Genomic DNA, 13,241 nt, shown 5'->3' with positions numbered 1-13,241 from the left:
ACCTTGCGAGTTGATTTTAGTGTTGATTCGAATCTATTCTGCGGCGTCTTCTTTTTCGCTGATCTGCTTGATCTGGCTGGCAAGGTTAGCACCACCAGCAAGCATTTGACCAGACAGCGTCGCACCCGGCGATAGAATTTGACCCATCAGAATGCTGAGCTGTTCTGTGCGGCTTGGCCACTTGCTGACTTGCTTGACCTCTTCGGGCGAGATCTTGGTTCCGTCCATTACACCGCCTTTGGCGGTGAACTTCTCGAACTCTTTGTTGGACGAGAGCTTGGTGACTTCCTTGGCCAGCGAAACGATGTCTTCTGCACCCCACACCACAGCAGTGGTGCCAGCAGTTCCATCGAACGCAGGGCTTAGGGTCGTGCCCTCAGCAGCCCGGCGAGCCAGGCTGTTCTTAACCACAAGCAGGTGAATATTCTTTTCACGCAGTTGCCGGCGGAGCGCCACGGTGTCGTTGGCTTCGAGCGAGGCCACATCCACCAACAGGGCGTCGGTCACGCCATCCCAACGAGACTTTAGCTCGTTGGTAATCATGTTTTTTACAAGCTTACTCATGACAGTCGGGGGGGTCAGGGGTTGGTGATCAGCCAGGCTGCTCACCCTGTTGAATTAAATGGCTACGCAAACGCTCGGGCTCATGGTCGCACTCAGGTGCACGCTCTTCACGTAAACACCCTTCACAGCAGAAGGTTTCATGCTGATGATGCGATCGATGAACGCCTGGATGTTCTCGTTAAGCTTGTCCGAGTCGAAGCTCAGCTTGCCAACGATTGCGTGGATGTTGCCACCCTTGTCGTTACGGAACTCAACCTTACCCGCCTTATATTCTTCGACGGTCTTGGCTACATCGGGGGTCACGGTGCCCGCACGAGGCGAAGGCATCAACCCGCGAGGGCCGAGCACGCGGCCGAGAGGACCAACTACTTTCATCATGTCGGGAGCTGCGATACAGACGTCGAAATCGGTCCAGCCGCCGAGGATCTTCTTGGCCAGCTCTTCGTCGCCTACTTCATCGGCTCCGGCTGCGGTAGCTGCTTCAGCTTGAGGGCCTTTGGCAAACACGACCACTCGTTGGTCTTTGCCAATGCCGTTGGGCAGTACGATCGAGCCACGGACGATTTGATCGGCCTGAGTGTGATCGACACCCAGACGCATGGCGACTTCCACCGATTGGTCGAACTTGGTGGCGTCGTAACCTTTGAGGGTTTCGATGGCTTCGGCCAGAGGAACCGGGTTCTTCGGCTTCTTGGCAGTCGATGCCTTGAGACGCTTGGTGAGTTTTGGCATGATGCTTCCCCCTTTCGCGGAAGAAGTGTGGTTCAAACCGCCGTCTCGATGGTGAGCCGGCGTCCCACGTTTGGTTATGCTTGGTAAAAACGCGTGTACTGGTGGATTTCAGGCGATGTTAGCCTTCGACCACGATGCCCATGCTGCGGGCGGTGCCGGCAATCATTCGCACGGCGTGCTCCAGATCGCGGGCGTTGAGGTCTTGCATCTTGGTGGTGGCGATTTCTTCCAGCTGAGCGGTCGAAACTTTGCCAACCTTGGTCTTATTCGGCACACCCGAGCCCTTCGCTAGGCCGGCTGCTTTCTTGAGCAAAACTGCCGCGGGGGGGCTTTTGGTGATGAAGTCGAAGCTGCGGTCGTTGTAGACCGTGACCACCACCGGAATCATCATTCCGTTTGCTTCTTTGGTGGCATCGTTAAACGCTTGGACAAACTGGCCTAGATTAATGCCGTGCTTACCGAGCGCAGTACCGACAGGAGGAGCAGGTGTTGCCTGCCCACCGGGAATTTGGAATGCTGCTTTGCCAACAACTTGCTTCGCCATGACCTAGTCGCTCGAGCGCTTAAAGGTGAGGAATATCGACCATTGCCGAGCCCTGTTTTCTACCCGCTTAGCTGGGAAAAGAAAAGTAGGGGGGCATAGATTTTTGTAATTTCTTTGTCCGCTTTGGCGAAAATGGCACGAAAGTAGTGCCCAGGTTGCCAAATCGGAAAAAGTGCTAGCATGGCGAGAGGATTCAGCGGGCCCGCCGAGTGGGGGAGTGCGGCGATTACAGGCCTTCGACCTGCCAGTACTCCAGTTCCACCGGGGTGGGGCGACCGAAAATGCTCAGCATCACGGTAACACGGCCGTGTGTTTCGTCGATGCTGCTCACCTCGCCTTCGAAGTTCTCGAAGTTGCCTTCCATGACCTTGACCTTGTCGCCAGGGCTGAACTTGATATCCAGCTTGGGAGCTTCCTCGGCCTCTTCCACTTCGGTTTGCTGGAATTTAGCGACTTCGTGGGGATCCATCGGAGCAGGCTTGCCGCCGGCGCCGGTGAAATCGCCGATTCCCGAAGTCTCGCGAATCGCAAACCAGGTATCGTCGTTCACGTGCATTTCCACGGCAATGTAGCCAGGCCAAAGCTTGCGTTCGACGATTTTCTTCTTGCCACCTTTGAATTCGGTGACATTCTCCGTGGGTACTTTCACCTCTCCGAAGTAACGGTTCAGTCCTTCGATGGCAATCTTGCGACGAAGGGCGTCGGCAATGGAGCGTTCGCGGTTGCTTTGAACCTTTAGGATGTACCACTTCAGGTCGATGTCTTCTTCCTCGGGAACATCGATTTCGATGGGGCCGGAGGGAGTGACTTCGGGCTCGGAGTCGTCGACTAGTGCTTCCAGCTCTTCAAGGGTCGGCTCGCCGTCGGCCGGTTGGTTGCCGGTTTCGGTTGCCAGTTCCTCGGCAGCTTCTTCCAGGGCTTCGGTGGCAGCACCTTCGTCGGCCGAGGTATCGGCGACTTCCTTCATTTGCCCGGAGACATTTGCCTCCAGGGCCTCGGCGTCGCCGGAAGCGAGCGGGGTTGCATCTTCAGCTGGATCTCCAGCCACTGGTTCCGCGGCCGAATCGCCGGACGTCAATTCTTCCTGTTTTTCGACGTCGTCGTTCACAGTCAAACCCCAAACGGGAGGTGTAGAGAGATAGATATGCGAGTTGCGTTAGACTACTTGGCCAGCTCGGTAGCGGCGTCAACCGTGTCTTTCTTGATCAGGCCTTCTGCTCCGGCCTTCAATGCTTGAAGGATGAAGTCGAAGCTGAAGAGCAGGATCGCCAGCAGGAAGATCACTGCTATCACCACAATCGTGGCGTTGATCAACTCGCGTCGTTTGGGCCAGGCGACTTTGTTCATTTCGGCTTCGACCGAAATGAGAAAGTCGGCAAACTGGGGCATCTGAATCAGGCGAAAGCATGCCCAGACACCTGCCAGAAGCAGCCCAAAGGGTAGTAGGTACCGAACGGGCTGGCTGTCGATCGATTGCAGTTCGCCGGAAAGCGACCAGCAACCCAAAGCAACAATGATAGCGCAGGCCGCAAAGGTTAGCTGACGGACAACGCGCCCTTGGGTACGTTTATAGAGATTGAACTTAAACAGTTCTTGCAGGTAGGCACCCACCGACGACTCCCGCCAAGTGACCAATGCCGCTTGCGGTCCGACCGGCCATCGGCCAGATTCCGCTCCCGGCAGCTAACAAAAATAAATGGCAGGGGCGGTGGGACTCGAACTCACAACCCCTGGTTTTGGAAACCAGTGCTCTGCCAATTGAGCTACGCCCCTAAATGAAATCGCATCTACGGATAGGGTGAATGGCGGGTGGCCGTAGAGCCACCCGCCATTCGGTATCCGATTTTATAACTACTCGAGGATCTTGGTGACCACGCCGGAACCGACGGTCTTGCCACCTTCGCGGATAGCGAAGCGAACGCCGTCTTCCATAGCGATTGGCTTGGAGAGCTCGACGCTCAGGCGAGCGTTGTCGCCGGGCATGCACATTTCGGCGTCACCAACCAGGTTGGCGGTACCGGTCACGTCGGTGGTGCGGAAGTAGAACTGAGGACGGTAACCGCTGAAGAACGGAGTGTGACGTCCGCCTTCTTCCTTGCTCAGCACGTAAACTTCACCCTCGAACTTGGTGTGCGGAGTGATCGAACCCGGCTTGGCCAGAACCTGACCGCGTTGGATATCTTCACGCTTTACACCACGCAGAAGGCAACCAACGTTGTGGCCAGCTTCGGCGGATTCCATGGTCTTGTTGAACGCTTCGACACCGGTGCAGGTGGTCTTGGTAGCGCCTTCTTGCAGACCAATGATTTCGACTTCGTCGCCAACCTTGATCACGCCCTTTTCGACACGACCGGTGGCCACGGTACCACGACCTTCGATCGAGAAGACGTCTTCGATGGCCATCAGGAATGGCTTGTCGACTTCGCGGGTGGGCTCGTCGATGTACGTGTCGATGGCATCCATCAGCTCGCTGATGCACTTCGAGGCTTCGGGGTCCGAAGGGTTCTCGTAGGCAGCCTTGGAGTTGCCCTTGATCACTGGCACGTCGTCGCCGGGGAAGTCGTACTTGTCCAGCAGTTCGCGGACTTCGATTTCGACCAGTTCCAGCAGCTCTTCGTCGTCGACGAGGTCGCACTTGTTCAAGTACACCACCACCTTGGGCACACCAACTTGACGGGCGAGCAGGATGTGCTCACGAGTCTGGGGCATCGGTCCATCCGGAGCCGATACAACCAGAATCGCACCGTCCATCTGGGCGGCACCGGTGATCATGTTCTTGATAAAGTCGGCGTGGCCCGGGCAGTCGATGTGGGCGTAGTGACGGTTGGCAGTCTCGTATTCAACGTGAGCTGCGGCGATGGTAACCGTCTTGGTTTCGTCACGCACGGTACCGCCCTTGGCGATATCGGCATACGACTTGGCCTTGGCCAGACCCTTGGCGGCCTGCACAGCGACAATAGCGCCGGTAGTGGTGGTTTTGCCGTGGTCGATGTGACCGATGGTGCCGACGTTCACGTGCGGCTTGGTACTAGTAAAGGTATCCTTGGCCATTTTTGTCCCTAACTCAAATACCTGGGAAACACTGAAGGTGAAACAATTAAGGTAACCGGTAAGTCACCACTCGAAAAGCTGCTGACGCGACTCGAACGCGTGACCTCGTCCTTACCAAGGACGTGCTCTACCAACTGAGCTACAGCAGCATTTGTTTCGGTGGTGGACTCTTAGCTTTCGGCGCTGCTTACATCATAAAGCTGTAAGGCGTGAGCCGATAGCCGACAGCCCCCATCAAAGCGGGTGAAGGGAATCGAACCCTCGTCTTTAGCTTGGAAGGCTATTGCTCTACCATTGAGCTACACCCGCAAGCAGGGGTGACTACATTCGAGATCACTTGTGGAGAGTCATTCGACTGACTTTCCACAACTGTTAGTTTCTCGAAGTTTGTCGCTTTCGCTAGTGGGAGGTGTAGGATTCGAACCTACGAAGGCATGAGCCAACAGATTTACAGTCTGTCCCGTTTGACCGCTTCGGTAACCTCCCGAATGGGAAACTTCGGTTCTTCTGCGAGCCCATCGCTTAGTCGCTTATGCTGCTTGCTAGCAGCCCCCGCACGGTATTGGTGCTGGTTTTGCCGGCGTTTTTGCAAAAGCGGACGCTGGAGTCGCTGGAACTTGGTTTCTGATTGCATTCCCGGAAGTCTGCAATCGCTTCGGCCGCACGTTGCCGCGGCAACTAGCCGAAGCCCCACCAGAGAGCTAGCGGAGGGACTTGAACCCACAACCTGCGGTTTACAAAACCGCTGCTCTGCCAATTGAGCTACGCTAGCGCGCTGATCGCGTCCAGTCAGACGCAACCGACCCGCGATATCGTGCGAATCGCTTAATATACAGTCGACACCAACAGCCGCAAGGGTGGTTCGGGGGGTGCACTTACGAAAAGTGCGTCTCGTCCCGATTGGTGTACCCCGTAAGGTCGAGCGATCCGACCAGGTGACTTGCCAGGAGTGTTTGTGGAATTAGTTGCCTGTGGAGCGGGTTAAGCTCGAAAAGACTCTAGTTTTCCACTGGTTCCGGCGATGTCTCGCGTATGGCTTCCAGGGTGCGAGCGACGCTTTGCCCGCAGGTAAGCCACTGCTGGTATTCCTGTTCCGAGAATTTCGGCTGTAAACGCCGGGTGACGCCAGTTCTTCCGACGATGCACGGCAATGCCAGGCAAAGTGGGGGGAATTCGTCCCCTAGGTTCACCTGGGTCGAAACCGGCATCGTTTGCAGTCGGTCGCCCGCGATACTGCGGATGATAAGCTGCAGGGCCTCGCTAATCGCATAGCAGGTATGCCCTTTAAGGCGAAAAACGTCGGTGCCCGACGAGCGAGCCGCCTCGATCATGCTTTGCGGGATATCCGCAGGATCGAGGGTCACGCCTCCTACGGAGGCCCCGCTTTGCCATAGGAACTGCGAATCACCATGTTCGCCGAGTACGTAGGCCCGCACGTCGTCGGGGTGGACCGATAGATGCTCGGATAGCGACAGACGGAACCGGCAGCTGTCGATAATCGTGCCTGCCCCCATCACTCGGCTGGGTGGGAAACCGGATAGCTCAATAGTGTATTGGGTGAGGGCTTCCACCGGGTTGGTGGCCACAATCAGCACAGCTGCGGGGTTTTGCTCAGCAAGCAGCGGAACGACTTGGCGGAACAGGGCCGCGTTGTCGGCGGCCATCGCGTTACGGTCGAGTTGGATCTGGGGGACCGCCAGGGTGAGAACGATGATGTCCGCGTTGCGGCAATCCTCGACCCGCCCGTAGGTAATAAGCGGGGGATCGTCGAAAAAGCTGCTGGCGTGGCGCAGATCGAGCGTTTCGCCCTGCAGTCGGCCTTGATTTCGGCCAACCAGCATCAATTCGCTGGCTGTTTCAAGATTCAGCAGCGAGTAAGCGAGCGCCGCTCCCACGTGGCCAACGCCGACAATCGCAATTTTCATCGCTAGTTTCCTTCGCTGGGGCCGCATGCTGGTGGATAGCTGCGGCTGGCCATCGAGTCAGACAGACATTAGCGGAGGGCGATTTTTACCACCCGACCCGAGGCGACGAAATCGAGCTTGCCTTCGCGAGCCAGCCAGCCGACTGCGGCAATCACCGTGTCGCCAGGAGCATCGACCAGCTTTTTGAGCGACGTGGCCGTCTGTGGGCCTTGCTCGGCGAGGGCTTTCCACACATCGCCGGCGGTGTGCCCAATGTGGTCGCTGGTCATCAGCACCACGGGTTTGGCTTTGCTGGCGGCGGCCTTTTTCTTGGGGGCAGCCTTTTTGGGGGCTGGGGTCGGCTTCGCAGCAGCGGCTGGCGTTTCAGCGGGGGCTGGTTTGGCGGCAGGGGTGGTCTTCGAGGCAGCGGTTTTCTTGGCCATGGCGGGTGGCTCCTCTGGCGGGTGGCACTTGGCAACGGATCGACAGATAACAGCGCGGCTTGCGCTAACACGCGAGCCGCGCTTGTATGTTTTTGTTTGCCCGACCGGGGAATGCAAGCCGGTGGTCGGGGCAATCCGCCTAGAATGAAATGTGGGAAGCTGGCCCGCTGACAGCGTTACAACGCCTGATAGCAGGGCGAATCGGAGGCTTAGGCCTCTTCGATGGCTTCCTTCACGGGCTGCACGAAGTGGGGCGATTTGCCCGAGGCGCTGAGTTCTTCGGCCTTCTTTTCGGCTTCTTTCTTCTGATTGAAGTCGTACAGGGCGACCCGGCGGAGCGACTGGTTGAACACGCCCCAGAAGGCCTTCAGGCGGACTTCTTTGGCGGCCTTCGCGCGGCTCTTACGCTTGGCCTTTTTCTTGACCTTCTTTGTGGTGCCGTCTGCTGCCTCGGCTGCCTCAGCGGCTTCGGCTTCGGCTCGCAGTTCTTTGCGATTTATGACTTTACGCGCCATGGCAATTGCTTTCGATGCACGGTAGTTGGGGGGTGGGCTGCAATCTGTCGATTTTAGCGAGCATCGGCCGAGATGCCTACCGACCCTGTTGGGTGCCGGCGACAAATTATTCGCTGTTTTTGTTTGCCAAGTCGCTACAGCTTGATGCCGAGTCGGGCCGCGCGGGCCACCAACCCAGGGCGAAAGTACACCATCGGATTGTTTTGCAGACGCAGGTTCTTGGATGCTTTGCCGCGCGCCCAAAAATAGGTCGAGTCGACCAGCGACACCGGCAGCACGCCTTGCTCGACGAGGGCCACGATTTTGGCAATGAATTCTTTGTCGGATTGGGTTTTCACCCGCAGGCCGACGAGCAGCCGTTCCTCGAGAACCGGTCCGCGAGGAATCGTGGCCTGCGCCCGATCTGCTACCAGCGCGCAGGCCATGGTAGCAACGGAACTGGCGACCCAGCGAAAAGTGTTTAGCAGGGCATCGCGTCGCGAAAGCATGATGAAAACTCGCCAGGCTGGTGGTGAACTGAAAAGCGAAACAAAGCTCCGCACCACGCCGAACCGTGGCACGCCTAGCTGCGTTTAGTAAAAATAGGAGTCGCTCACAAGAGCGATTCGCGAGAGATCCCGGCACGCTGTTTGCTCTCGGTGCGATCACCGAAAAAGGCGATAAAAAGGTGGCGACCGTTCTTTCGTGAACTACAATTTTGCTGTAGAGTCACAAACCCGATTGGGAGCCCGCGAGCGTCCGAAAAGATTGCTCGCGAAGCTGAAGTTCAGCAGGCCCTGGTCCGATAACCTTACTTGCATACAATGACTCGACCTGCTCGCTGCAGTGGGATCACCCACCGCGAGCGTCGAGGTAGCGAATCAAACTTGCCGGCCAACATTCCGCCGGGAGGACCTAAAAATTCGATTGGCCCGAATCGATCACATGGCTGTGCGCAGCACCGTCCGATTTGCGTCATTCTTCGAGCGACTCCACTCCGTCGCAATAGGCCGGTTAGTTTGTTTTATCGCCGCTTGCGGTTTAGCCCATTGGACTAAACCGCAAGCGGTTTTTTTATGGCTGTGAGGGTGCGTCGCGCGTTTCGTCGACGTACACATGACTCGCGACATGCGAATCGAGATGTTGCTGATCGCCATCAAGTTCGATCGTCTGTCCACCATCAGCGTGCACTTCGGCCACCGAGCCCGACACGCCGATCGCGATGCCCGACTCGCTTAGCTCGCGCAAGAACTCTGGCGATTGGTCGACCACTCGCACGACGCGAAACTGTCGTCCTGCGGATAGCTCGGCCAGCGGAATGGCCGCCGCGTGGGTCATCTCGCCATCGGCCGCCGGAATCGGATCGCCATGCGGATCGAACTTCGGGTGACCCAGGTGTTGCTCGATGCGGTCGACCAGCCAGTCACTGACCGCGTGCTCCATGTGCTCGGCTTCTTCGTGCACTTCGTCCCACGAGAGTTCGAGTGTCTGGACGAGAAACAGCTCGATCAATCGATGGCGGCGGATCACACGTAGCGCCAGCGCGCGGCCGACCGGGGTGAGCTGCACCCCCTCGTACGGCTTGTAGCTCGCCAGGCTGCTTTCGGCCAGCGTTTTGAGCATGCTGGTCACCGTGCCTGGCGACACCGACAGGGCCTCGGCGATCTGCCCTGTAGAAACCGTGCGGTGCAGGTCGCCGTCGGCCAGCTGGTAGATGGCCTTCAAGTAGTTTTCGACGGTCAGGCTTGCCACGAAGTCGATCCTCGTTTCCCAGTGTTTCGAAAGGGGACGCCCTGTGAGGATCGCCCGCTTGCCGGTAGTCTAAAGCGAGTGTCGCCCTAGTGTAGCGTCGAATCCGCGGAATTGCCCGCAGATTTTCACGTCGTCGTGGGAGGCGCATCGCCCTGAGCGATACACTCCTACGGTATTCCCTTCCCACGCTTTGTCGGTCCCTCCAGAATCGCTTGCTGTTGGTCTATGAGTCACTCCCAAGCTCACTGGCGCGAACTCTATCCGTTCGGCTCGCACTGGCTCGGTACGGACAAGGGGCGCATTCACTACATCGACGAAGGTGCGGCCGACTCGCCGCCGATGTTGTTCGTGCATGGCAATCCCACCTGGTCGTTTCACTGGCGCCGGCTGATCACCGCGCTGAGCCCACGATTTCGCACCGTGGCAATCGACCACCTTGGTTGCGGGCTGAGCGACAAGCCGCAGCAAACGCTTCGCCTGGCCGATCACATTGCTCACTTGGTTTCGCTAGTTGAGGAGCTGGACCTCAAGAACATCACGCTCGTCGCCCAGGACTGGGGAGGAGCCATTGGGCTGGGGGCGATGCTGCAAGCACCCGAGCGGTTGTCGCGGATCGTGCTGTTCAATACCGGCGCGTTTCCCCCTTGGTACATTCCCTATCGAATCGCTGCCTGCCGTTGGCCGGTGGTTGGGCGGTTGGGCGTGCAGGGGCTCAACATGTTTACCCGGGCGGCGCTCACCATGACCTTGTCGCGGAGCAGCCAGCTCGCCCCAGAAGTCGCAGCCGCCTACCTGGAGCCGACCAATAGCTGGGCGAATCGTCGTCAGATCTACGAGTTCGTTGCCGACATTCCAATGTCGGCCAAGCATCCCACCTGGCATACGCTCGAAGGCATCGAGCGTGGGCTCGAGTCGCTGGCCGATCGCCCTGCGCTGCTCGCCTGGGGCATGCAGGACTGGTGCTTCCGTCCCGACTGTCTGGAGAAGTTCATCGGCTACTGGCCCAACGCCGAAGTGCACCGCTTGGACGATGTCGGTCACTGGGTGGTTGAAGATGCTCCCGATCAATCGCTCGAGCTGATTGAGTCGTTCTTATCGCGTACTGATGCTGAGGCACTTTCATGAGTTCCGCTGAGCCTTCTCGTTTTTCGTTGGGGGCGTGCGCCTCGCTGGCTTGCTTGTGGGAGGCCACCTCGGCGAAGCCGGGCAACGTGCATCGCGGTGCCGATTTCGAAGACCTGAGCTACGCCGACTTTCTCGCCAGCGCGGCGGTCATCGGTCCGGTGATCGAACGCTGCAGCGAGCAAGGTCTGGGAGCCACCGTGCTGGCTGGCGTCGAAGCGACGCAGCGAGTCGCCGGAGTGAACACGAACCTCGGCACGTTGTTGCTGCTTGCACCGCTCGCGATGGCCAAGGGCGACACCCAACTCGCTGGCAAGCTCATCGAGCAGGCGACCGCCGACGACGTGGCCGACATCTATCAGGCGATTCGCCTGGCCAAGCCTGGCGGGCTTGGGGAGGTCGAGCAAGGCGACGTTGCCCAGCCGCCCGAGCACTCGCTGCTGGCGGCCATGCAACTGGCGGCCGATCGCGACCTGATCGCACGCCAGTACACGACGAACTTTGCCGACGTGGTTGCTGCGGCCGACTACATCGAGTCGCACCTGGCCGGCGGGCGGAAGCTGAACGACTCCATCGTGCTCGGTCAGTTGTTGCTGCTCTCGCGCCATGGCGATAGCCTGGTGGCCCGCAAACTCGGCCAGCAGCTCTCCGACGACCTGGCGACGCAGGCCGCCACGACGCTGGCCTTGTACACGCAAGACATCGAAGCCTACTACCGCGGAGTCGCCGACCTCGACTTCTGGCTACGAGCCGATGGGCATCGTCGCAATCCCGGAACCACGGCCGACCTGCTCGCTGCGGCGTTGTTTGTGCTGCTCGTCCAGAACCGTCTGTCGATGCCGGTGCAGTTTTACGCTCCGCCGGTCGAGTAGCTTTCGCCTGCTCGCCCCGCGCTCACGAGGCCAACCATGCAAAACAGTTATCGCGTTCGGCTTGCGAAGGAACAATTCACGTTCTGCGCGGCGCACTTTATCACTTACGCCGGTAACATTTGTGAGCCGCTGCACGGGCATAACTACACGGTGTCGGCCGAGTTCACTGGGCCGCTCGATGAGAACCAGTACGTGGTCGACTTCATCGCCGCTCGCGATGCGCTGATGGCCATCACTAGCGGGCTTGATCATCGCATGCTGCTGCCGACCAGCCATCCCACCATCGCAGTCGTGGCCGACGATCGCGAGGTGACCGTTACATTCGAGGATCGCCGCTGGGTGTTTCCCAAGGGCGACTGCGTGCTGCTGCCGGTTTCGAATACCACGGCCGAGTTGCTAGCTCACCACATTGGCGAGCAACTGCTAGCATCGCTGGCCGAGCAGGGCTTCGCGCCTGCCCGGCTCGAGGTCGCGGTCGACGAATGCCAGGGCCAGCAGGGCGTTTGCGTGTGGGACGCTTAGCACGCGGGCTTTCTTGTCGACTGCCAAGGCTAGCGTTGTCTGCGGTAAAGTTTGCCTAATCGGCAAAATCTCTCAAGCTCGTCGCTCGCGAGCTACGATTCAATAGATACCCTTGCGCGGTAAGTGCGCGCGAGGGGGGTCGACTACTTTTCCCCCCAGCTGTTTGTCGCCACTATGTCGGATATTCATCGCGCTGCAATCGTACTGATGAGCCTGCCCGAGGATGAGGCTGCGCTCGTGCTGAGCAAGCTCAGTGCTAAAGAGGTCGAACAGGTTTCCATCGAGATCGCCCGCACCAAGCGGATCAGTCCGATGGAGCAGGACACCACGATCCGCGAGTTCGCCAATACCAGCCCCGCGGCTTCGACCGAAGGGGGAAGTCTCGACCTCGCGAAGAATCTGGTGAAGAAAGCGCTCGGCTCCGATGCCGGGCAGGCGCTCGACAATATTCGCCAGCAGATCGAAGCGTTGCCGTTCGGGTTCTTGCGAACGGTCGATAGTCAGAACGTGTTGACCTACTTGAGCGACGAGCATCCTCAGACGATTGCGCTAGTGATGTCGTATCTGCCAGCCAACTACGCAGCCGAGGTGCTCGCGGGGCTCTCGCCCGACCGGCAATTGGCCGTCGTGCGGCGGATGGCCACGATGGGGCAGACGAATCCCGAGATCATTCGCGAAGTCGAACGCGGCCTCGAAGGGCGGATGTCGAACGTAGTGAGCCAGAGCCTGCAAAGCGCCGGCGGCGTGGAACCGGTGGCCGAAATGCTCAACGTGACCGAGCGGTCGATCGAACGGATGATTCTCGATCAGATTGCCGAAGAAGATCCCGATCTGGTCGAAGAGATCCGCCGCTTGATGTTCGTGTTCGAGGATGTCGCCAAGTTCTCGGGCAAGGACATCCAGGTCATGCTTAAGCACATCGAAACTTCGCAGTGGGCTCTGGCTCTCAAGGGTGCCAGCGAGGAACTCAAGGACAAGGTGCTCGGCAACATGTCGCAACGGGCGGCCGATATGCTCCGCGAAGAAATGGAGTTCCTCGGGGCGGTCAAAGTGTCCGCGGTCGAAGCCGAGCAGCAACGCATCGTCGATATCGTCCGCAGCCTGGAAGACGCCGGCGAAATCGAAATCAATGCCAATGGCGAAGAAGAGCAGCTGGTGCAGTAGGTGGCCTGTCGGGTTCTCGTCGCCGGCTGGCGGTTTTGGTCGCCAGCCGCGCAATGTCGTGTTAAAGTGGTAGGCAC

General features: G+C 58.7%; 15 protein-coding genes and 5 tRNA genes. 4 read left to right on the top strand and 16 right to left on the bottom strand.

Features of this window, described 5'->3' with window-relative positions:
- Positions 1-33: 33 nt before the first annotated feature.
- The 16 genes from rplJ to Pan181_RS20965 all read right to left on the bottom strand — a co-directional run bounded on the left by rplJ (position 34) and on the right by Pan181_RS20965 (position 9,484).
- Positions 34-564, bottom strand: a complete 531-nt coding sequence (gene rplJ, locus Pan181_RS21040) for a 50S ribosomal protein L10 (RefSeq protein WP_145249780.1) — start codon at positions 562-564, stop codon at positions 34-36.
- Between the two features lie 54 nt (positions 565-618).
- The gene (gene rplA / locus Pan181_RS21035) at positions 619-1,296 is read right to left on the bottom strand and encodes a 50S ribosomal protein L1 (RefSeq protein ID WP_145249779.1); all 678 of its coding nucleotides are present in this window, start codon (positions 1,294-1,296) and stop codon (positions 619-621) included.
- Between the two features lie 118 nt (positions 1,297-1,414).
- The gene (gene rplK, locus Pan181_RS21030; RefSeq protein ID WP_145249777.1) at positions 1,415-1,840 is read right to left on the bottom strand and encodes a 50S ribosomal protein L11; all 426 of its coding nucleotides are present in this window, start codon (positions 1,838-1,840) and stop codon (positions 1,415-1,417) included.
- A gap of 226 nt (positions 1,841-2,066) precedes the next feature.
- Positions 2,067-2,948 carry a transcription termination/antitermination protein NusG gene (gene nusG, locus Pan181_RS21025; protein ID WP_231943662.1) on the bottom strand — a complete coding sequence of 294 codons (882 nt, stop codon included), beginning with the start codon at positions 2,946-2,948 and terminating at the stop codon, positions 2,067-2,069.
- A gap of 53 nt (positions 2,949-3,001) precedes the next feature.
- Positions 3,002-3,451, bottom strand: coding sequence for a preprotein translocase subunit SecE (gene secE / locus Pan181_RS21020; protein WP_231943661.1), 450 nt, complete (start codon positions 3,449-3,451; stop codon positions 3,002-3,004).
- 86 nt (positions 3,452-3,537) lie between these two features.
- Positions 3,538-3,613, bottom strand: a tRNA-Trp gene (locus tag Pan181_RS21015).
- A gap of 78 nt (positions 3,614-3,691) precedes the next feature.
- Positions 3,692-4,891, bottom strand: a complete 1,200-nt coding sequence (gene tuf, locus Pan181_RS21010) for an elongation factor Tu (protein ID WP_145249774.1) — start codon at positions 4,889-4,891, stop codon at positions 3,692-3,694.
- A 76-nt stretch (positions 4,892-4,967) separates the two neighbouring features.
- A tRNA-Thr gene (locus Pan181_RS21005) sits at positions 4,968-5,040 on the bottom strand.
- A gap of 89 nt (positions 5,041-5,129) precedes the next feature.
- Positions 5,130-5,200 (bottom strand) — tRNA-Gly (locus Pan181_RS21000).
- 94 nt (positions 5,201-5,294) lie between these two features.
- Positions 5,295-5,377, bottom strand: a tRNA-Tyr gene (locus Pan181_RS20995).
- A gap of 213 nt (positions 5,378-5,590) precedes the next feature.
- Positions 5,591-5,663: transfer RNA gene (locus Pan181_RS20990), tRNA-Thr, on the bottom strand.
- Positions 5,664-5,889: 226 nt separating this feature from the next.
- Positions 5,890-6,816, bottom strand: a complete 927-nt coding sequence (locus Pan181_RS20985; protein WP_197528567.1) for a malate dehydrogenase — start codon at positions 6,814-6,816, stop codon at positions 5,890-5,892.
- A 68-nt stretch (positions 6,817-6,884) separates the two neighbouring features.
- Positions 6,885-7,238 (bottom strand): winged helix-turn-helix domain-containing protein, encoded by a 354-nt coding sequence (locus Pan181_RS20980; protein WP_145249770.1) that lies wholly within the window; start codon positions 7,236-7,238, stop codon positions 6,885-6,887.
- 209 nt (positions 7,239-7,447) lie between these two features.
- Positions 7,448-7,753 (bottom strand): hypothetical protein, encoded by a 306-nt coding sequence (locus Pan181_RS20975; RefSeq protein ID WP_145249769.1) that lies wholly within the window; start codon positions 7,751-7,753, stop codon positions 7,448-7,450.
- Between the two features lie 134 nt (positions 7,754-7,887).
- Positions 7,888-8,241: a hypothetical protein gene (locus Pan181_RS20970; protein ID WP_145249767.1), complete on the bottom strand. Its 354-nt coding sequence runs from the start codon at positions 8,239-8,241 to the stop codon at positions 7,888-7,890.
- Positions 8,242-8,806: 565 nt separating this feature from the next.
- Positions 8,807-9,484, bottom strand: coding sequence for a metal-dependent transcriptional regulator (locus tag Pan181_RS20965; protein WP_145249765.1), 678 nt, complete (start codon positions 9,482-9,484; stop codon positions 8,807-8,809).
- A gap of 225 nt (positions 9,485-9,709) precedes the next feature.
- Between Pan181_RS20965 and Pan181_RS20960 the strand changes: the two genes are divergently transcribed.
- The 4 genes from Pan181_RS20960 to fliG all read left to right on the top strand — a co-directional run bounded on the left by Pan181_RS20960 (position 9,710) and on the right by fliG (position 13,164).
- Positions 9,710-10,609 carry an alpha/beta fold hydrolase gene (locus Pan181_RS20960; protein WP_145249763.1) on the top strand — a complete coding sequence of 300 codons (900 nt, stop codon included), beginning with the start codon at positions 9,710-9,712 and terminating at the stop codon, positions 10,607-10,609.
- The gene (locus tag Pan181_RS20955) at positions 10,606-11,478 is read left to right on the top strand and encodes a triphosphoribosyl-dephospho-CoA synthase (RefSeq protein ID WP_145249761.1); all 873 of its coding nucleotides are present in this window, start codon (positions 10,606-10,608) and stop codon (positions 11,476-11,478) included. Before Pan181_RS20960 ends, Pan181_RS20955 begins: the two co-directional genes overlap by 4 nt.
- Positions 11,479-11,514: 36 nt before the next feature.
- The gene (locus tag Pan181_RS20950; protein WP_145249759.1) at positions 11,515-12,000 is read left to right on the top strand and encodes a 6-pyruvoyl trahydropterin synthase family protein; all 486 of its coding nucleotides are present in this window, start codon (positions 11,515-11,517) and stop codon (positions 11,998-12,000) included.
- 174 nt (positions 12,001-12,174) lie between these two features.
- Positions 12,175-13,164 carry a flagellar motor switch protein FliG gene (gene fliG, locus Pan181_RS20945; RefSeq protein WP_145249757.1) on the top strand — a complete coding sequence of 330 codons (990 nt, stop codon included), beginning with the start codon at positions 12,175-12,177 and terminating at the stop codon, positions 13,162-13,164.
- Positions 13,165-13,241: the final 77 nt, after the last annotated feature.

The organism is Aeoliella mucimassa, from assembly GCF_007748035.1.
GTDB lineage: Bacteria > Planctomycetota > Planctomycetia > Pirellulales > Lacipirellulaceae > Aeoliella > Aeoliella mucimassa.
The sequence above is the reverse complement of the archived record's forward strand: the minus strand, read 5'-3'. Positions and strand labels throughout refer to the sequence as shown.